This is a genomic window from Caballeronia sp. dw_19 (assembly GCF_018449515.1).
Lineage (GTDB): Bacteria > Pseudomonadota > Gammaproteobacteria > Burkholderiales > Burkholderiaceae > Caballeronia.
In genome coordinates, this window is sequence record NZ_JAAVUQ010000037.1 from 1 (window position 1) to 20,385 (window position 20,385).

A 20,385-nucleotide genomic window follows, 5' to 3' on the forward strand; every position below is an offset into this window, starting at 1 on the left:
AATTACAAAACAATGTGAATCCCATTTGCCAAGCTTGGAATTCAGATGTCACAGAAACGCCGCCAGTCTTTTCAAACGCCTGCACTGGCGCTCACCTGCATCGGCGCGGCGTTGCTGCTCGCCGGTTGCGGCGGCTCGAACGATTCGTCCGACCCCGCACAACCCGCCACGCCGAATACGCCAGCTCCCAATAACCCGGGTGCCGCGACCACGACCGGCGTTGTTATCGGAAGCTATTTCACCAACGCCGTGGTGTGTCTCGACACCAATGCCAACGGCCGTTGCGATCCTAACGAACCCGTTGCACGCTCCAACAATCAAGGCAAGTTCAGCCTGACTGGAACCGGGGCGGCGGTTATCGCGGAAATTGGCCTGGATGCCGCTGAGTTCGATCCCGATACACGCGTATCGAAGCCGGTTGCCGGCAAGGTCGTGTTGCGCGCGCCGAAAGAAGCGCCGTCGGTTGTCAGCTTCCATTCGACCTCCGTTGTGCAAGAGATGGAAGCCGGCAATCTACCGTTTGACGATGCCGTGCAGAAGGTCGCTATTTCCGTAGGCGTCGAAAGGTCAAAGCTGCTCGGCGACTTCCACGAAGAAACGAACGTGGCTGTGAAGGCTGTGCTGAAGGACGCTTCGGAAGAAGGTTTGCAGCGCATTCGTACCGCGATTGCTGCCTCGGGCGAGAACGCCGATATCCGCACCGTGCTTGCGGGCGCGGCGCTGACGGATCGCTTCTATCAGACGAAGGCGCCGTATCGCGCGCAACAGGACGTGAGCACCTACGAGGCGGCTCCTGGCGGCTATTCACCCGTGTATACGCAGATGGTGGCTCGCCACGGCTCGCGCGGCCTGTCGAGCCTCAAGTACGATCTGGCCGTCTACAACATGTGGAAGAAAGCGCAGGACGAAGGCGCTCTGACGGCGCTTGGTGCAAAGCTTGGCCCCGATGTCCTGAAGATCATGAAGGCCAACGTGCTGCTGGGCTACGGGGTAAGCGGCATTTCGACGCCGGGTTACGGCAATGAGACACAAGTTGGCATTACTGAACATACGCAGCTCGCGACGCGCATGTTGCAACGCTTGCCGGCTTACTGGAAACAAGTGGGCGACACCGCGAACGTCACGCCGCGCCAGATTGTAACGGTAACGTCGGGCGTGGATCGCGCAGTGGACAGCGGCAATTTCTTCATTCAATCGCTCAAGCGTTCGCAGCCCTCCCTGACGAGCCTCGTGACCTATCCGGCCGCGCCCGCGCCTTATCCAGACAACGGCACGGCGGTGAGTCAACCTGCGGGCACCAACCGCTTCCTGCTGTATTTCCATAAGCTCGACAAGAAAGTGGATCTGGTCGCGAAGCCCGCCGATCCGCTGTACGCGACGTATATCGACAGCCTGGCATATCAGGACTTCAAGAAGGACACCGATCTGATCGCCAAGCAAAGCGGCTTGACGCTGACACCTGAAGCAACCAGTGCCGGACGCGTGTTGCTTGAGCGCCTGTTCACACCCGCTTTCGTCGACAAGATCGCGAACGGCACCTATAGCTTTGCCAATACCGGCACGGTCACGTTCACGAGCGACGACGGGAAGTTCTCGCCGGTGCTCAATGGCGACGGCGGCACGACGATAAAGTCCCTCGGCGATGTCGGCTCGCTGCTCTATGAGTTGTACGTGATTTCACCTGCCATGAAGAGCGAAGCAGGCGTGGACTTCACGGCCTACATGCCGGTGGCGCAAGCGAAGTACTTTGCATCGACTAACGATGCATCGGACTTCTACGACAAGGGACCGGGCATGGCCGAGAAGGGCGATGTCACGCACCGGATGGCGCAGATTCTCGTTGACGACCTGTTCAACGAAGTCGACGCCATTGCTGCCGGCGATCGTTCGCACGCGGCCAAGCTGCGCTTCGCGCATGCGGAAATCGTGATGCCTCTGGCAGTTCACATGGGGTTGAAAGGCGTGTCGCAACCGTTGCCGAAGTCGGAGACGTTTAACTACACGAACAGCACATGGCGCGGCGAGTATGTGTCGCCGATGGCCGCCAACATGCAGTGGGACGTGTATGCCGATGCAGGCGGCAAGCTGCTGGTGAAGATGCTCTACAACGAAAAGGAAACCGACTTCAAGGGCGAGTGTGATAGCGCGAAGGCGAAGGGAACGGCCCATTTCTACGAGTATTCCGCGCTTAAAGCCTGCTATGGCCACGTAGCGAAGATGTAGTAAAGCGAGCGAGCCGCCCAACCCAGTTCGGAACAGGGCGGCTCGTGCCATTACCGGCGCGATCCAACATGTCAACGCGCGGTCCGGCGTTCCCGGGACATCTCAGTACTCAACTACCGCTCAATCGATGAATAATCAAGGCCAGCGCATCGGCTACCGAACATTGGGTGGTATCGATGCGAACGTCCGGGGTCATCGGTTCCTCGTAGGGGGAATCGATACCCGTAAAATTCTTGATCGCCCCCTGTCTTGCAAGCTTATAAAGCCCTTTAGGATCGCGGCTTTCCGCGACCGCGATGGGCGCATGCACGTGCACTTCCACGAACCGGTGAGGTCCGGCAACGACGCGTGCCAGTTGCCGGTCGGCGGCAAAGGGTGAGACGGCACAGACCAGCACCAGCAGGCCGGCGTCAGCCATCAGTCGACTGACTTCGCTCAGCCGCCTGATGTTTTCATGCCGATGCTCGTCGGAGAATCCGAGATCTCGACATAGGCCGGTGCGCACGGTGTCGCCGTCCAATAGAAAACTGTGTTTGCCGTCGTTATGAAGCGCTACTTCCAGAGCGCCAGCGAGGGTGGACTTTCCGGCCGCGGGCAAACCTGTAAACCAAACGATGCCGGGCGTCTGTTGAAGCAACTCGGCGCGATCCTTCGCGCCGACTGCAAAAGCATGGGGGTGAACGTGAGGCGGCTTATCGGCTGACAGGTCCATTTAACCTCCACGCAGGTTTATGCCGTTATGCATGACATGCATTCAGTAGCGCCACTGTTCTGATAGCTCAAGGGCAAGCGCGAGCTTCTCTTTAATGACCTCCGTGACGTCGGTCGCCGATCCCATGGAACCCTTCTGCGACGCCACGAAGTTCAATGCGGAGGCGTGAATGGGTCGGATCATGCGTCCGTCAATTCCCTTCATTCGCACGGCATTGCGCCTCGTCTCCGCGACGAGATCTCGCGCACCGTTAAAGCCTGGCGTTATATCGACCTGCGTTCGAACTTGCGTCCGCAATGCCGAGGCGTATTCGGGAGACTGCCCGAGCCTGTCGAGATCGACCAGCAGATCCGCGTTGCCGACCGAACGTAACGCGCAGAGAATCCACAGCGCCAAAAATGCCCGATAGGCATTGTCGCCCTCGACATTACGCACATATTGCTCGCAGGCCGCAGCATATTCATCGATCGAGGTAACAGGAGCAGGCGGCAAGCGAACGCCGCACACGTCAATGACCTGCTTGACGATGGGCTCGGCCTGATTGAGGCCCAACACGCGGAACGGAGCAGCAACGAAGAATGGATTGCTCCATTGTTGGTGGAGCAGCCATCCGGAGGCGAACTGCGATGCGGGATTTCGCAAGACGACCGCATGCATTACCTCGGGGAACGCGCTCTTGAACCATGGCAAGCGGCCGAGCGAACGGCAAAATTTGAAGACCGGTGTTTTACCCTGATTCGTCGTCTGGTCACAGAGGTTTTGCAAGTACGCCTGCAATGCTGGAAAGCCAGCATCCGGCACGGGCCCGAAGCGATCCGTACTAAAGCTCTTCCGATACCCGGCCACACCATGCGAGTTGTCCTGGATGAACGGTCGATATTCGGTGAAGTAGGGCGCCGTGAGCGTCGGGTGACCCGAGGTCCAGGTCGGCTCCAGGGCGGGGATATCGGCCGCTCTCAGATCGCCGAGTATGGGATGAAGCGGCTCATAGAACGCCGTCACGGTCTGTAACGCCCGAAAGCGGGACCACACCCAGGTTCCCGCGCTTCTCCAGCCGGTGTGCAGGAAAATGCCGCGCGACCGTCCTTTCTCCTGCAGGACGGCATCCTGACCCGCGGGATCTACGGAAATGTGTCGGTTGTCATCGGCGGTGCGTGGGGCACTTCCAGATTGCTGCGTCATCGGCTTTCTCTAAAGTCCAGAGGGAAGGTTGGTTTATGTCTGCAGCGTCGGTGTCGCCCATTGCCTCAGTTCGCGTGTGTACGCAATCTGCAAGCTGCCATTCGGGCCGCTGTTAAAGGCCGTTGTTATAGACGACATGCGAGCGAGGATATCGGGAAACAGCCGATTGGGCCGCAGGTAGTGTAGTTCCGCCCGTCGGGGTCCGAGTTGCCGCGAAACCCCCAACGGTTACGATCGGTTACCCGCGTAGCTGCGTGAGAGGGTGCCGGTTTACCGAGGTACCAAGGGAAATAACAAAGGTATCCGGCGCTATTCGTAGCACCGATATTTTAAACCCTCGGCAGGAATGCGTCGGCGATAGCGACCATAACGGCGCAAGGGCGAAACGTCGCGCCAAGGCAGGCGGTCCTCGCACGTGACGACATCGCAGGAACCTCGATAAGCCAACCGATGGATTCGAAGCCCCCCAAATTCAGATCCTCGGGCAAAGCGCTCGGCTGACGCCGCATGCCGGCGGCTGAAAAACACCGGGCGACGTTCTTCCTCCTCTTCCTCCAATAGAAGCATCCATCGATCGCGGTCAAGCGTCGGGCTTTCGTTCATACGCTCGTTCCCGAAAATTTTTGCCTTGTTTACGCAATAGCCCGGAATAAACACGAAGCGACATTCGTTAAGCCATGCATTCCGTAATGCTAATGCGAATGATTGCCATTGTTATATCCATAAACAGGGCAGTGAACGATCCACGATCAATCGATGGCCGTAATTAAAATAGAGGAGAAGTGTAAACGTTATGAAAATACATCAGAGGTACTTGAGAACCGGATTTCTTCTTCTGGCTGGCGCTGCACAAATCGACCGTGCCGTTGCCCAGCAGGTTCAAGACGGACCTCAACCGGCAAGCCTGCCGCCCATTCAAGTTCACGGCACTGCGCTGTCCAGCTACAGTCCTTTCAGCAGCGACGCCAGCGTCAATGACCCTAAGCAGGTCAGCGCCGCCAGCAAGACCGGCACGAAACTGGAGGACCTGCCGTCCAACGCCCAGGTCATTCCGCGCGCAGTGCTCTCCGAACAGGGCGCGACCATGCTGCGGGAAGGCGTGAGCAACGCGAGCGGCGTCAATGTAGGCGGCCAGGATACGAAGGGCTATTACGATCACTTCCTGATCCGCGGCCTGAACGCCCAGATCTACAGCGATGGCTTTTCCGATGGCGATCTTCTGGGTGGCATCTCGCACTCGCTCAACGGCGTGCAGCGCATCGAAGTCCTTGAGGGGCCAGGGTCGGCACTCTTCGGCAGCGGGCCGCCTGGAGGCACGATCAACATCGTGCACTACACGCCGTCGCCGGAACTGCACTACGGCGCAAGCGTACAAGCCGGGTCGTTCGGCACCGTCACGAACAATGACTACATCACAGGCCCGACCGGCATCGCGGGTCTCAACTACCGGGTTGATGCCACCTTCTCCCATTCGGACGGGTTTCGCGACCTGAGTAGTCACGACTACGAGGTGAGACCTGCGCTGCAGTGGCAACTGGACAATCACACAATCGATTTCGCGCTGGACCTGCGCGAGATCCACGAAACACCGGACTCCTATGGATTGATCTATCTGAACGGCACGCCTATCAGCAATGTGTCGATCGACTCGAAATACTCCACGCCCTTTGCCTTCGCTCACGGAAGCTATGTGCGTCCCACGCTCTCGGATAAATGGCGGATCAACGACATCCTCACCATCAACAACCGCTTTTCGTACCTGCATCGCTCGCTCGACGTGCTGGGAAACGGCGACAGTACGAGCACGAAAGTGAGCGATGGCGAAGTGGTAGGGCGTCAACTGCGCCAGCAGGATGACTCGGACAACACCTTCGACTATCAGTTGGAGCCGGTCTGGCGCTTTGGAACCGGCAGTGTCGCTCACACCTTGCTGACCGGCTTCGAGTACCAGCACCAGACGATCGATACGAAGCGCTCGACCGCCGACCTTCCCAACATCGCCGACGCATTTGCGCCGGTCCCGCCGGAAACCTCCGTCGGCAATCTGACGTTCCTGTGCGACGCGAAGCATTCCTGCGACGACGATCACCTCGCCGCTAACTACTACAGCATTTATGCTACCGACCAGATCGACGTCACGGACAAGTTCAAGGTCCGCGCGGGGGTACGCAAGGATTGGTGGGACACGTCGCTGACGCCGCTCATCTCCGTGCCTGGGCGTTTCGGGACTGGAGGGCAGCCGCTCCTCGCCGGCGTCACGGATACCCGCGATGACGCCCCGGTGAGCTGGAATATCGGGGCCCTGTATAAGCTGCTGCCGTGGATGTCTCCCTACGTCGGCGTATCGAAAAGCCATCTCGCCAACTTCAATTCCGAAAATACACAGAACGGCATTGGCGCGCCCGAGTCCGCGCTGCAGTATGAGGCGGGCATCAAGTTCGCGTTCCTCGACGATCGCCTGGTTTTGAACACTGCGCTCTTCGACGTTTCACGGGACAACGTCGCAACGCTCACCACCATCAACGACGTGGAATCCGTGGTATTCGACAGCCAGAAGACGAAGGGCGCCGAGGCGTCGCTGGACGCCGCAATCACCGACCGCTGGCACCTGTCGGCAAACGTGACGGCCCAACACGCGGTCATTACCGACAATCCCCAGGGTATCACTTCAGTGGGCAATCATCCACAGGGCGTTCCGGCGTATATGGCGAATATATGGACTACGTATGACTTTTCAATCGCCGGTATCCCGGGGTTCCATGTGGGCGCAGGGTTGAACTATCTGGGCAAGAGTTACAGCGATATCACCAACGTCAATTCGATTCCGTCCTACGTGATTGCGAATGCCGCTTTCGGCTTTGAGGCACGGCATCGGGGCGTGGACCTCAATGTGCACAACATCACTGACCGGAGATATTTCATTGCCGCTAACGCTGCAGGCGCGTATGTCGGTCAACCGCTGAGTGCCTTTGTCACCCTCCATTCCGATTTCTAGGATGAGGCTCAGCCGCATTGGAGATCAAGCGATGCATTCGCAATGCCCAAAGCAAGAGCCGTTCGGGGGTGTCGCGGTCTTCTTCATCGTTAATCGACGAATTTTGGCGACCCGAATGTTACCGCGACATCGCCAATGCGACAAAGCCATGTTTTTCGCACATCTCGCGCCAGCAGAAAAAATAGTTCGGATTACGTATCACATAGGGATAAATGAATTAATTGAAATAGTCCCCATCCGTCCCTGGATCTCTCGACCGCAGTCCGCAGTTTACCTAACAAAATGAAATAATAGTTATGTATATGTAATATATTAGTAATAATTAAACCCTAAAGTCGCGGCTCCATTCATTGATATAAAGCATTCGGAGCCGTAGAGTCGATGAGCAAGAAACCCGCATCAACGTCAGTTGTTTCCGCTGAAAACATCATTCCCGACGTTCGCGACATAGCCAATCAAAGCCGCCGGTCGTTCGTCAGGATGAGCGTTCTCCTTCCTACACTTGGCGCAACGTCGATCCTCGCAGCATGCGGCGGCAGCAGCGATTCTGCTTCGGTCACGCCGGTTGCGAATACACCCGTTCCGACGCCGCCGGTCGCGCCCAGCCCGGTGTCGAGCTTCGGTCTCGCAGTGCTTCCGGACACGCAGTTCTACTCGCGCTATGCCACAGCCGAAACCGGCAATCAGTTCAAGAAGCTCTACGGCAGCGAGCCGTTCATGGCACAGACTCAATGGCTCGCGGACAACGCGAAGGCACTGAAGATCCCGTTTGTGATCCACGTTGGCGATATCGTCGATCAGGTTGACAAGCCGCAGCAATGGGCAATCGCGGATACCGCAATGAAGGTGCTCGAAAAAAACCGCTTGCCGTATTCGGTGATAGCGGGCAATCACGACGTGCGTGACGACATCGGCTATGAAGAGAGCGCGGGCAACGGAGCGGGCACCGATGCCACCCGTGACCTCGCGGACGAGCCGTACCTGAAGTGGTTCGACACGAAGCGCGCCAAGCAGCAGGCAACGTTCGGCGGACGCGATCCAAGCGGCTTCCACTAGTACCATATTTTCGAAGCTGAAGGTCAGCGCTTCCTGGTGCTGGGCTTGTCATGGCGCGTATCGGACAACGGCATTGCATGGGCGCGCGACGTACTTCAGTCCCACCCGACGCTGCCTGCGATTCTCGTCAATCACCAGTTGATCGCGATAGCAAACGACGCCGTGAGCCCGCAGGAAGTCGACTACGGGCTGATGCTGTGGGAGAAGCTGATCAAGAGCAACGACCAGATTTTCATGACGGTGAACGGTCACCATCACGGCTCTGCGCACCTCACGAAGATCAACGAATTCGGCAACCCGGTTGAAGAAATGGTGGTCGATTATCAGATGGCTTATCAAGGCGGCAACGGCTTGATGCGCTATTACGAATTCGACTTCACGAACAACGAAATCAAGGCGCTGTCGTTCTCGCCGTGGGTTCGTCAGAAGCCCGCCGAAACGCTAAACAGCTTCGATCAGGCCATGCTGACCGAAGCGAACCATCAGTTCACGATCAAGGTTGATTTCGCCAAGCGCTTCTCCGGTTTCGCGCCGAAGTTCAAGACCGCAGAGGCCACGAATACGTCGCTGACGGCTATCGCGACCTCGCTGATCATGGACGGCTTCAAGGGCATTCCGGTCGCGCCGGAAGTTCCCGCAAAGAACGCGGAAGATTATCCGAAGGTCGCGGAAACGCTGGCGCACTGGCGCTTCTTCGGTGGCACGGTGGGCTCCGCTGTCGCCGACGGCACAGTGATCAACGACGCCTCCGGCCGCAACAATGCCCTCAAGCGCGGGGCGCTGATTGGGAACGGCAGCGCGGGTCAGCTTGCCGACATGAAGTGGTCGGACGATCGCCATCGCTTGTCGTCGGCTCCGGGCAGCGTGCAGTTTCTGAACACGGATGGTGCTCGTTTCAGCTACTTCATGACGGACGTTGCCGCAGCCATCAACAAGGAGACGTTCAGGGACGGCTATACGGTCGAGATGTTCATCAAGCTCGACAAGTCGTGGACGGCAGCCAGGAACCAGTGGATGAACATCATGACGCGCGGTGGGCGCCGTGGAGATTTTCCGGCATGGGAAGGTGGCTGGGAAGTATCGCCGCCGGTTCAGTGCGCCATTTCGAACCTGAAGGAAGTGCAATGGGAAATCACGACGACGGAGAAGGGCGACGGCGCGGGGCCCATGTTCGCGAGCACGAACTGGTCCGGCGAAATCCTGCTGGACGCGTGGATGCACGTGGCGATCGTTAATGATCCGGCCGCAAAACAAACGACTATGTATATTGAGGGCGCGCCGGTACTGCGCAACGCGGTGGACGCGGTCGGCCTTGCGACATTCGACTTGCCGTGGGCCGTGGGCGCGGGCTTGGGGAACGACGGTAACCTGAGCGGCGGTTTCCTCGGCGCCATGGGCGAAATCCGCATTACGCCGAAGCCGCTCCCGCCGGCGAAGTGGCTGACTGCTCGCGCTTGATAACGCGGTCGTAGTTACGTAGCTATTGCGGGACGGGTTGGGACCGTGTCCCAACCCGTCATCTTTCATTGTGCTGCCACCGAATTACGAGGCAATCCGAAGCTCACTTGTTGCACTTGGGGCGGTTTCAGGAAACAGAATTTAAACGGTTATTGCGGATAAGGGCTACGACGCTGGTGCTTTCGTGCAAACGAAAACAGCTCAAGGTATTTATCGCCTGAAGGCCAAGCTATTCACGTGTTCTGAAGCTCGATACCGGTTTCGGCACACCACTGGCGCAGCGCTCGTTCGGCAGCGTCAGCTTCAAATCCATACCACTCCTCAAGTACACCGCACGATTCGAGCAAATCCTTGAACCGCGAGTACGCGCCTTGCCGCTGGAAAAATCCGTAGACCTGCGTGTACCGGTCAGGCAATTGCTCTGCGACAAAGCTCAGCGCGAGATCACGTCCAAGCTCAAGATCGGTCTTGTGCGGTATGGCGACGTAACGGTCCGAGACTTCAAGATCATCGGGAACATCGTCGTCAAGCCCGTCGGTAACCTCGGATGTCCAATAGATTGCGCCCGTATCCAGGGATATATACGCGCTGTGCTCTGTCGGCGCGGCAGCGCCAATGAACTCGAACGCCAGAATTAGATCTTCGTACTTAACCGTCACCATAGCTGTGCTCCCAACTGTATCCCGTCGAAGGCGGAGGTTTTGTCGCGATAAAGCCATCTTGATGAGCAGACCCGAAATGACAAAGGACTGCTCATCTAACCATAGAATAAAACTGCTCGGCGGAGGAAGGATGGGTGCCAATCTCGGTTTTTATCTGCCCCTTCCTGATCATATGCATTACTTCGATACCGGACAGGATGATGCGGGCGCAACGAAGATCCTTGAAGCCCAACGTCGGTCGGGTGATGCGTTTGATGGCTCGATGGTCTTGCTCGACCACGTTATTCAGGTACTTGACTTGACGGATCGTGATGGGTGTCTCCCGCTCGGCGTTCACCGCGTGCAGCGTAGCCAGATTAGAGCCGCTTTTGTCGAGGATTATCGTCTCGGGTACACCGTTCCGAGCGATCGGCTTTTTAAAGAAGCGCCGCGCTGCCACCTTGTCGCGCGTGGCTCTGAACAGGAAATCAATGGTTTTGCCCGCCTTGTCCACCGCCCGATAGAGGTACTTCCACTGGCCTTTGACTTCAATATACGTTTCGTCAATCCGCCAGCTCTTGCCTACCGGCTGCTTGTGCCTACGGGACATTGGGGCTCACTGGGGGCTCACTGCAACTGCAGCAAGTGCTGGACCCGCCCGATACCGTTTTCATTTGGGTATTGGGAGAGCGACGCTCAGGCGCAGCCGTTGCTACGGCGTTGCTATCGATAACCACGTTGACACGAATGCCACCAGGGAGCCAGCGATGAAAGCAGTCGTCTTTAAAGGAATTGGCGATATCTCACTCGATACCGTTTCCGACCCCACGTTGCAGCAGGATAACGATGCCATCGTACGACTCACGTCGAGCGCAATCTGCGGCACGGATTTGCATATGATTCGTGGCACGCTTGGCGGCATGGTGCCGGGTACGATCCTGGGTCATGAAGGTGTGGGCGTAGTGGAAGAGGTGGGCAAGGGCGTGCGCAATATCAGGCGAGGTGATCGCGTGCTCATTCCATCCACCATTTCGTGCGGCTTTTGTTCGTATTGCCGCTTCGGCTATACCGCCCAATGTGATGTAGCGAACCCGAACGGCCCGAGCGCCGGCACTGCGTTTTTCGGGGGTCCGAAATCGACTGGCCCCATCAACGGCTTGCAGGCGGAATACGCGCGCACACCATTCGCCAATGCGAGCCTGATCAAGTTGCCCGACAGTATTGACGACGACCGCGCGATCCTGATGTCCGATATCTACCCGACCGGCTTCTTCGGCGCGCAACTCGCGGAGGTTTCGCTCGGGGATACGGTAGCCGTATTCGGAGCCGGTCCGGTGGGACAGTTCGCCATTGCGAGCGCGTTTCAGATGGGTGCCGGGCGTGTGATCGCAGTGGACCGCCTTCAGGACAGACTCGACAGCGCGCGGTCGCTCGGCGCCGAGGTCATCAACTTCGACGCCGAGGATCCCGTCGAAGCGATCATGGCGCTGACAGGCGGCATTGGCGTAGATCGGGTAATCGATGCAGTCGGTGTCGATGCGCAACATCCGGACAGCGGCCCAGCCGCTTCGGCGGATGAGAAAGAACAGGCGGAGTCCGAGAGCCGCGAGATTACATCGGAGCGGCGCCAGGACGGCCCCAACTGGGTTCCCGGCAACGCGCCTGTCCAGGTGCTCAACTGGGCCGTGGCGGCCCTTGCAAAGGCCGGCACGCTGGGCGTAATCGGCGTATATCCACCCAACGATCGCTTTTTTCCGATCGGCGCGGCGATGAATAAGAATCTCGTGATCAAAATGGGTAATTGCAACCATCGCTCGATCATTCCGCAGCTGGTGGAAAAGGTGCGCAACGGCTCGTTCGATCCGCTATCCGTACTGACGAACCGCGAGCCGATGATGAACGTGCTCGATGCGTATAAAGCGTTCGATGCCAGACAGCCGGGCTGGCTCAAGGTAAAGCTCGCGGTGGACGGTTAAGCGTCGCATACGGGAAAGGAGACTGAAATGCAGATCCTCGAAAATTCACGCGTGCGAACACCGTTTTCCGCCACAGTGATGCTCTCAGCGGTCCCCATCTTGCGAAAAATGTCGCAAAGTCGTTATCGAGTCGTGGAGATCACAGTCGAGACGTTTTTACTAAGCGGGAAGTATCCTCTTGCTCGAAGATGTACTGATGATGACCGCTACCTTGAAATTACGACGCGCGGGAAGGAGTGGCTCTCAGCAGCATTTCCTCTGGAAAGTACGAAGCGGAGATGACCAAAGGGCGTAGCGGCGGATTAAATATCGCCGACGGAATGCATGCATCACGATGCTCGACAAGCGACGGGACGGCGCCCCCTTTCGCTGTGCCTGGACAGACTTCGTTCCTGGTCAGCGAACTCTGTGTTATGGCAAACGCCTGCCGCGGCCCTTTCTCGGGACCGCGGCAAGCCGCTCCAGGCTATGTCGTGCGCCCGTTGCCCGGTGGCCGGCGGCGCTCACACGGGCACAGCTAGACCCAGCCGCCCCGCCGCTTCTTGCGTAAAACGATGGAAATAACGCGCTGTGCGATTCAGGCCTTCGTCGAGTCCGGTTTCCGGTTTCCATCCTAGTGTGTCGATTGCAAACGTGATGTCCGGTTGCCGATGACAAGGGTCGTCCATCGGCAATGGCACGAAGACGATCTCCGACCGCGACCTCGTCAGCTCGATAATTCGCCGTGCGATATCCAGCATCGACAACTCATGCGGATTACCGAGGTTCATCGGACCCGTTATGCCTTCAGGACTGTTCATCAAGCTAATGAACGCGTCGATCATGTCGTCCACGTAACAGAATGACCGTGTTTGCAAACCGTCGCCATAGATCGTGATCGGCTTGCCCTCAAGCGCCTGCATCATGAAGTTGGAGATCACCCGGCCATCGCATGGGTGCATCCGTGGGCCGTAGGTATTGAAGATCCGCGCGATCTTGATTGACAAGCCATGTTGTCGCCGGTAATCCACGAACAACGTCTCCGCGCAGCGCTTGCCTTCGTCGTAGCACGCCCGCGGCCCCAGCGGATTTACATGACCCCAGTAGTCCTCCTTTTGCGGGTGAACAAGGGCGTCGCCATAGACCTCGCTGGTCGAGGCCTGAAATATTCGCGCCTTGACGCGCTTGGCCAGACCGAGCATGTTGATCGCACCATGCACACTCGTTTTTGTGGTCTGAACCGGATCATGTTGATAGTGAATCGGCGAAGCGGGGCAGGCCAGATTATAGATTTCATCCACTTCAACGTAGAGAGGGAAAGTCACGTCGTGACGCATGAGCTCGAAGTTCGCGCAGTCCAGCAAATGCGCGATGTTGTCTTTCGTGCCCGTGTAGAAGTTATCCACGCATAAGACGTCGTGCCCTTGCGCCACCAGGCGCTCGCACAGGTGCGACCCGAGAAAGCCGGCACCGCCGGTAACAAGAATGCGCTTGCGATGATGCTCTTTCATGATGGCTCTCCAGGTTTAATTGCAGTCAACTGCTCACCTGACGCAGCGTTTCGTTCCAGTCGCGCACGAAGCGGTCGATGTGAAAGCGGTCCATGGCGACCTTGCGTGCACCGTTACCGAGCCCTCGAGCTTCATCCGGATCGCGCAGCAGACGCTGCATCGCGTGGATCAGCGCGCTCACGTCCGTGCCGATATACCCGCTCTCGCCGTTGCGGATGACGGTCGCGAGTTCGGTGGTCGCGAGTCCCACAATCGGCATGCCGATCATCATGGCTTCTACGACGGCGAGCCCCAGGCTGGTCCAGCGAATCGGGTTGAAAAAGAAACGATAACTCGCGCTGAACGCCGCAAGATCCAGATTGCCGATCTCGCCGATACCCCCAGCGGACGTTGCATCCATGCCGACAAGATCCAGCGGAACGTGTGCTTTCACGTTTGCATAGACGTCGTCGCCCAGACGCCGTCCGCGTTGCCTGAGATGGTTGATGACAACAATCCCGCGTGCCTTCTCGCCGGTGTGACGCACGCCTTCGGGAACGATCACGCCATGCTCGATCACCCGCGTCGGCGTGGTGCCGCAGTCCCACATCAGCTGGTTGAAATGCGTGACATGAACCAGCAGCGTGTTGGCGTCGTCAACCCAGTGGCGTTGTTCGTATGCGTTTTCCTGCGGCGGGTCATGTTCTATATACACACGTGGCAGGCGGCGTTGTGTTTCGCTAAGCAGATTGAGACGGTCGTCGTCCCATTGCGCTTTATGTTGGAACAGAATGACGTCGAATTCCTGAGACGCAACCTTATCTACCGGTAGTTCGTGAACGTTATTACCCCAGGGCAGGACGCCAACCGTGCCTGCGTAACCCGGTGGATGACCGGACTTCGTCACGAGATAGAAGTCGTGATGCGCTTGCGTGAGGTAATACAAATAATTGCCATGGACGTGCCAGGTCAGCACGCGCAGGCGTCGGGAGGGGTTATTCGACATGACTCATCGCCCGGTAAGCGTTGTCCGCTGCGTCGCATCCGTCTGACACGTGCATGAGTTGCTCGAACGCGGCGTCCATGACCTGTTTGACGCCTATGTTTAGGGCGCACGGATGCCCGTACGGGCAGTCACGGAACGCGCATGGTCGGCATGGTGGATAGTGAGCAAGTATCCGGTGCCGCTCGCTGTCCAGTGGCGCCCATCTTTTGGTGTCGCTGCCCAACGCGATCACCACGCTCCGTGTTTTCATCGCAGCAGCGACGTGCGACATGCCGGTGTCGTTACATACAACAAGCCGTGCCTTCGATACCAGCGCAGCCAGGCCTCCAAGCGATGTCTTGCCGGCGAGATCGACCGCTCGTGCGTTTGTCGCGAGCGCGATGCTCGACGTGAAGATGCGTTCGGCTACGGTACCGGTAATCGCGATCTGCCAGCCATCGTCGGCAAGCAAGGAAGTGACTCGAGCGAACCGATCAGCCGGCCACCGGCGTGACGGCAACTGCGCGCCGGGGTGAACGAGGATGAGTCGATCGGAACACAGCGCGAAGGTGTTCATCAGCGCTTCGCATTCGGCACGGTCATTGTTGCTTAGCGGAACCTCAAGGCTGCTGTCTTGCGTCTCGATGCCCATAGCGTTCATCAACGCGGTATAGCGCAGGATCTCCGGCAGCGTGTCCGGCCAGCCAATGAAAATGCCGTCCCTAAGCGCTTCACCGGATTGTATAAATCCGGCATTGGCGCGCGCTCCCATTTTCCCGGCAATATCGTTCGCAATGCCGCCGCTTCCATGCATCTGTATCGCGAGATCGAAACGACGTTCGCGCATGGCGTTCCAGAAGCCTTCGAGATGTTCGTTTGTCTCCGCTTGCTCGGGAAATCCGACTGCGCCGGGAAAGATGATCAGTTCATCGACGAGATGCGGGTAGCGCTCCACGAAACTTCGCGCCCACGGAAGACCGATCAAGGCTATGTGCGCATCGGGCTTTGCTCGTCGTAAGGCGCGCAGCGCAGGCACGGCACATAACATGTCGCCGAGTTGAAGCGCGCGGAAGATCGCGATCTTCTCGCTCATAAGAAAAACACCCTGAACTTGAACGCACCATAGAGGCGCCAATAGATGGAAAGAAACGGAATAAGTACCGATGTACATGCCATTTCGATCACGTGGGCGGGTGCGCGGGACGTATCGGATAGCCGTTTGACGCAGAACCACGCGGTCATCGCAAGCCACGCCGCGGCTGCATAGCCCGCTATACGCGCATGGCCCAATACCGCGGCGCAAAACAAAATGACCACGGCAATGACGATGGCGTAATACAACAATGGGGGCCCGCGTCGAATACGGCGCTTGTACAACAGTGGGTATTTTTTATAAAGCAGCGCGTCAAACTGACTCTTCTTTTGCTGCGACAAACTCACGCCCCAGCGTGCTGGCCGTACCGGATGCAGGACGATGGCGTCGTCTGCGCGAGCGATCGGAAAGCCGGCTTCCATGAGGCCAAATTGCAAATCGGAATCCTCGCGCCACGCCGATGTAAAGCGCGCGTCAAACCCGCCGATTCGTTCAAGTGCCGCACGATCCATAAACGCGTTGGCGGTCGCGAACTCCGCGTGCGCGAGGCCTGCAGCGTCGGTTTCATAGTCCGTGGGACGGCTCCCGAGCGGCACGATGATACGGCCCGATACCGCGCCAGCGCCTCTTGCTAGCGCTTTCACCCCCGACGATAACCAACGCGCGTCCGGCTGGGTATCGTCGTCGGTGAAGGCAATGCTTGCCGCACGCGAGAGCCGCCATCCGGCGTTGCGCGCGCCCGCCGGGCCTTGCGTTGCCGTCACCGGTACATAGTGCACGCACGGCCCGTTCGCCGCGTGTTCCCGCGAGATACGCTCAACGCTGGCGCGAGTCGCATCGTCGGGGCCGTCGTCGCAGACAATAATTTCGAAGCGAGCCGGATCGTAATCCTGCGTCAGCAGCGACGCGAGGCAGCGTTCGAGCATCGCCGGTCGGCGGTAAGTGGGAACAACCACGGAGATGTCGGGCGTCCGGGCTATGGGCGAATCGATTGCGTTCGCGTCAGCTTTACTATGGAACTCGTCGAAGGCATCTGCCGCAAGCGCGCTCATAAATACGCTCATACCCCCACTCCATTTTTTTCGATCAGGAACGAGCCGATCACCAGTGCATCGAGCGGCGAGGTCCAGAACGATTCGAGCGCGTCGCGCGGCGAATTCACCATGGGCTCGCCTCTGGTGTTGAAGGATGTATTGACCAGGATGGGCACGCCGGTGCGTCGCCTGAACGCATCGATAAGGTCGTAGTACAGCGCATGCTGACGGCGATTCACCGTTTGCACTCGTGCGGTCCCATCCACATGACGAACTGCCGGGATATGCTTTTCCTTGGCCGGGCGCACATCGAAGATGAACAGCATGAACGGCGCCACGCCGCCATCCACAAACCACTCGTTCGCGTAATCTTCCATTACCACCGGCGCGACGGGCCTGAAATCCTCACGATCCTTGATCTCGTTGAGCCTTGCCTGCATGCGCGGATCGATAGGCGAGGCAAGGATCGAGCGTGCGCCGAGCGCGCGCGGCCCGAACTCCGTGCGGCCTTGATACCAGCCGATCACCCGGTTGGACGCAAGGATCTCCGCTGTTTCGCCGGCCACATCCCGGAGGCGACGGTAAGGCGCTTTGGTCCATTTCAAGAGTTGCTCGATCTCGTCATCCGCATACCCGGGGCCGAGGTACGCGTGGTCCATCTGCCACCGGCGCGAGCGGTCGCCGGATTCGGCGCGCTTGCGATAATCGATCCATAGCGCTGCGCCGAGTGCCGTGCCGGCATCACCGGACGCCGGTTGCACCCATACCTGGGCGAACGGACCACGGTCCCGCACGCGTGCGTTCATCACGCAGTTCAATGCCACGCCGCCTGCCATCGCCAGATTTTCCAGGCCGGTTTGCGCATGCAGCCAGCCGGCAAGCTGCAGCACCGTTTCTTCCAGTGTGACCTGCAATGAATGCGCAATATCGAAGTGCTTCTGCTCGAGCGGCCCACCGCGTTCGCGTGCTGGCCCGAAGCGTTCAACGAGGCGCGGAGCATCGACCGTATAAGTGCCGTCATGCCGGTATCTCACGATCTCCCGGAACGCGTCGACATAGGCAGGCTTGCCGTACGACGCCAGCGCCATCACCTTGTATTCGTCGGAGGAGTGAAGAAAACCCAGGTAGCCGGTCACGCTCTCGTACAGCAGCCCGAGCGAATGCGGCAACTCGACCTGCTTGAGCCGCTTGTATTCCCCATCCACGAATTGCCCAAGACTTGTCGTTACGCCTTCGCCGCGGCCGTCCATGGTCAGCACCGCCGTGTCCGTGAACGGCGCGGCGAGAAACGCACTGGCCTCATGCGAAAGATGATGGTCCACGTAGTGCCACTCGAAGCGCATCGTACGGCCGCCGCTGCGAAAGCGTTTCATCAGATGATGCGGCGCACCGTCTGTCAGTTGTGCTCTCGCATTTACGATATAGCTTAAAAACAAGGGGTCCCAGGGCGAGTCGGAGGGATTGGCAAGCGGCTTAAGCCCGGGTTCGAGCGGCAGCTCGATCGATGCCCCCGCATTCGCGGGCATCGAGGAAAGCAGCTTTGGGTCGTACGAATACGCGACGTGATCAATATCAGCGAGCTCGATGCCGGCCTCTTTGAGACAGTAGTCAATCGCATCGAAGGGTAGTTGCCAGGTTGAGAAAGGCACCGGCCGCTTCGCGTGCTTGATATGCGTGAAACGCTCGTCCTCGGCCGCCGCAATGACGACGCCATCCTCGATCAGCGCAGCCGCGCTGTCGTGGTAAACCGCGTTGATGCCTAATGTGTACATGGGTTGATGGCCCTGGTGACGAAGCGTTTCATGAGGTGGTCAGCATTGCGTCGACGGCGCTCGATGCAGAATCGGCACGCAGCAGTCGCATGGTTGCATCGATTACCTGTCCTACCGTGACGCCGGTAAGACAGGCATGATGTCCTTCGGGGCATACGCTGCGATAACACCATCGGCAAGGCACGTCGTGATGCAGGACGACATGCGGCGTTTGCCACGGCGTATGTTGCGGATTCGTCAACGCGTACAGGTCGACCACCGCGGTACCGAGCGCCGACGCTATATGCACAGGCCCGCTGTTGTTCGATACCAGCACCTTGGCGCGATCGATCAGCGCTGCCAGCTCGCCGAGTTCGAGCGCGCCTGCGAGATTGATGGCCGACCGGTGTGCCCCGCATGCCTGCGCACACACGCCCGCTTCGTCTGCACTGCCGGTGATCAGTACCGGCCAGCCGGTCAGCTCCGAGAGCTGCGCGGCGACCTGTGCGAAGCGCTCGGCAGGATAGCGCCGCGACGCGGCCGTGGCGCCGGGATGCATCACAATGAACGGGGCATCGAGCGAGATACCGCGCTGCGCAAGCTTGAGGTGCAACGACGCGGCATCGCGGGGTAGCACGTTTAAACGCATTCGCTGATTCGATGACACTGCGCCCACGTGCCTGACCAGCGCCAGTTGCCGTTCGACTTCATGCCGTGTACCGGTTTGCGGTTCGGGCTCGGCAATCCAGTCGGTTAATAGTGCATAGGGATTCTCGCGGCAGTGCGCGAGGCGTCTTGGAATGCCGGCTAGATGACACAGCATCGCGGCGGGCATCGGGTTCTGGCTATAGACGGTAAAAATCACGGCAGCGTCGAAAGCTTCTTCGCTCAGGCGTTTGGCGATCGCCAGGTCCACAGCCGCATCGGCGGGACGGTTGTTTTTCACCCACGGGGCGTCGTATTCGATCACCGCATCGACACTATCGATAAGCGCTGCCGCGCGTGCTCCGGAATGCGATGCCAGCAACGTGATGTGGCGATCAGGTGCCGAGCTACGCAAGGCGTGCAGGGCGGGGGTGGTCATGAGCACGTCGCCAAGGTTGTCCAGGCGCACGCAGAGGATGCGTTTGAGCTCGGCGCCCCACGGCCGTACCGACGTGGCTGCAGGCGCACGGGCATGCGAATCGACGTCGATCCGGACCACCGGCGTGTGCGTCATGTCGTGAGCTCCGGTCGAATGCTGTGTCGAATCGTCAGCGCTGCGTCATGAAGGTTGGCTACCACGCAGTACGGTTGCCGAAAGAGTCCCCGACGCCACACGGTCTCGTTGCCGTTATCGATGAGGAGCGTGCGGCAACCGGCGCGATTGCCTGCCTCGACATCATCGAGAATGTCGCCGGCGAACCAGCTTTCTTCGAGTGCGATCCCGTGTTCACGAGCGGCGCGCAGCAGCATGCCCGGCGCCGGCTTGCGGCAATTACAGAGCCGGTTATGAGGGGCAACGCTGCCGTCGGGATGATGCGTGCACCAGTAGATGCCGGACAGCATCGCGCCACAGTCGCGGACGAGTTCGTGCAGGCGCTTATTGACAATATCCAGCGCATCGATTGAAAATTTTCCCATCGCCACCCCGCTTTGATTGCTGATCACATAGAGCGGCAGGTCGAGCTCCGCGAAGATCCGCAGCGCGTCACACGCACCGGGCGCGAGCCGCATCAAGAGCGGATCGACGTTATGTGGAACATCGGCGAGCAGCGTTCCGTCCTTGTCGAGGAAGATAGCGGGGCGCCGCATGGTGTTACTGCGCGCG

General features: G+C 58.8%; 15 protein-coding genes and 1 pseudogene. 5 read left to right on the forward strand and 11 right to left on the reverse strand.

Annotated features, from left to right (window positions below):
- The first annotated feature begins 45 nt into the window (after positions 1 to 45).
- Positions 46 to 2,223, forward strand: a complete 2,178-nt coding sequence (locus HB376_RS32515; protein ID WP_255631682.1) for a hypothetical protein — start codon at positions 46 to 48, stop codon at positions 2,221 to 2,223.
- Positions 2,224 to 2,332: 109 nt separating this feature from the next.
- Here the strand turns inward: HB376_RS32515 and cysC are convergent, their stop codons facing one another.
- On the reverse strand, positions 2,333 to 2,935 hold the full coding sequence (gene cysC / locus HB376_RS32520) for an adenylyl-sulfate kinase (protein WP_213767764.1): 603 nt from the start codon (positions 2,933 to 2,935) through the stop codon (positions 2,333 to 2,335).
- Positions 2,936 to 2,977: 42 nt separating this feature from the next.
- Positions 2,978 to 4,117, reverse strand: coding sequence for a hypothetical protein (locus tag HB376_RS32525; RefSeq protein ID WP_255631683.1), 1,140 nt, complete (start codon positions 4,115 to 4,117; stop codon positions 2,978 to 2,980).
- A gap of 814 nt (positions 4,118 to 4,931) precedes the next feature.
- On the opposite strand from HB376_RS32525, the gene HB376_RS32530 reads away from it, so the two are divergent.
- The 3 genes from HB376_RS32530 (at position 4,932) to HB376_RS32535 (ending at position 9,626) form a co-directional block, all read left to right on the forward strand.
- Positions 4,932 to 7,112: a TonB-dependent siderophore receptor gene (locus tag HB376_RS32530; RefSeq protein ID WP_255631685.1), complete on the forward strand. Its 2,181-nt coding sequence runs from the start codon at positions 4,932 to 4,934 to the stop codon at positions 7,110 to 7,112.
- A 381-nt stretch (positions 7,113 to 7,493) separates the two neighbouring features.
- The gene (locus tag HB376_RS41395) at positions 7,494 to 8,168 is read left to right on the forward strand and encodes a metallophosphoesterase (protein WP_255631687.1); all 675 of its coding nucleotides are present in this window, start codon (positions 7,494 to 7,496) and stop codon (positions 8,166 to 8,168) included.
- 45 nt (positions 8,169 to 8,213) lie between these two features.
- Positions 8,214 to 9,626 (forward strand): LamG-like jellyroll fold domain-containing protein, encoded by a 1,413-nt coding sequence (locus tag HB376_RS32535; protein ID WP_255631689.1) that lies wholly within the window; start codon positions 8,214 to 8,216, stop codon positions 9,624 to 9,626.
- A 233-nt stretch (positions 9,627 to 9,859) separates the two neighbouring features.
- Here the strand turns inward: HB376_RS32535 and HB376_RS32540 are convergent, their stop codons facing one another.
- Both HB376_RS32540 and HB376_RS32545 read right to left on the reverse strand, forming a co-directional pair.
- The gene (locus tag HB376_RS32540; RefSeq protein WP_213767766.1) at positions 9,860 to 10,288 is read right to left on the reverse strand and encodes a hypothetical protein; all 429 of its coding nucleotides are present in this window, start codon (positions 10,286 to 10,288) and stop codon (positions 9,860 to 9,862) included.
- A gap of 91 nt (positions 10,289 to 10,379) precedes the next feature.
- A pseudogene (locus HB376_RS32545) lies at positions 10,380 to 10,871 on the reverse strand (IS6 family transposase); the annotation flags it as partial.
- 163 nt (positions 10,872 to 11,034) lie between these two features.
- Here HB376_RS32545 and HB376_RS32550 point away from each other — a divergent pair.
- Positions 11,035 to 12,243, forward strand: a complete 1,209-nt coding sequence (locus HB376_RS32550; RefSeq protein ID WP_213767767.1) for an alcohol dehydrogenase catalytic domain-containing protein — start codon at positions 11,035 to 11,037, stop codon at positions 12,241 to 12,243.
- Between the two features lie 503 nt (positions 12,244 to 12,746).
- Here the strand turns inward: HB376_RS32550 and HB376_RS32555 are convergent.
- From HB376_RS32555 to HB376_RS32585, 7 genes are read right to left on the reverse strand one after another with little or no spacing between them, the layout of a single operon-like run.
- Positions 12,747 to 13,733, reverse strand: coding sequence for a UDP-glucuronic acid decarboxylase family protein (locus tag HB376_RS32555; protein WP_213767768.1), 987 nt, complete (start codon positions 13,731 to 13,733; stop codon positions 12,747 to 12,749).
- 25 nt (positions 13,734 to 13,758) lie between these two features.
- Positions 13,759 to 14,718 (reverse strand): glycosyltransferase, encoded by a 960-nt coding sequence (locus HB376_RS32560; RefSeq protein WP_213767769.1) that lies wholly within the window; start codon positions 14,716 to 14,718, stop codon positions 13,759 to 13,761.
- Positions 14,708 to 15,790, reverse strand: a complete 1,083-nt coding sequence (locus HB376_RS32565) for a glycosyltransferase family 9 protein (protein ID WP_213767770.1) — start codon at positions 15,788 to 15,790, stop codon at positions 14,708 to 14,710. Before HB376_RS32565 ends, HB376_RS32560 begins: the two co-directional genes overlap by 11 nt.
- Positions 15,787 to 16,854 (reverse strand): glycosyltransferase, encoded by a 1,068-nt coding sequence (locus HB376_RS32570; protein WP_255631691.1) that lies wholly within the window; start codon positions 16,852 to 16,854, stop codon positions 15,787 to 15,789. Before HB376_RS32570 ends, HB376_RS32565 begins: the two co-directional genes overlap by 4 nt.
- The gene (locus tag HB376_RS32575) at positions 16,851 to 18,596 is read right to left on the reverse strand and encodes a carbamoyltransferase C-terminal domain-containing protein (protein ID WP_213767771.1); all 1,746 of its coding nucleotides are present in this window, start codon (positions 18,594 to 18,596) and stop codon (positions 16,851 to 16,853) included. The genes HB376_RS32570 and HB376_RS32575 overlap by 4 nt, the downstream gene beginning before the upstream one ends.
- A 28-nt stretch (positions 18,597 to 18,624) precedes the next feature.
- Positions 18,625 to 19,794, reverse strand: a complete 1,170-nt coding sequence (waaF, locus tag HB376_RS32580) for a lipopolysaccharide heptosyltransferase II (protein ID WP_213767772.1) — start codon at positions 19,792 to 19,794, stop codon at positions 18,625 to 18,627.
- Positions 19,791 to 20,369 carry an HAD-IIIA family hydrolase gene (locus tag HB376_RS32585; protein WP_213767818.1) on the reverse strand — a complete coding sequence of 193 codons (579 nt, stop codon included), beginning with the start codon at positions 20,367 to 20,369 and terminating at the stop codon, positions 19,791 to 19,793. Before HB376_RS32585 ends, waaF begins: the two co-directional genes overlap by 4 nt.
- Between the last annotated feature and the right edge of the window lie 16 nt (positions 20,370 to 20,385).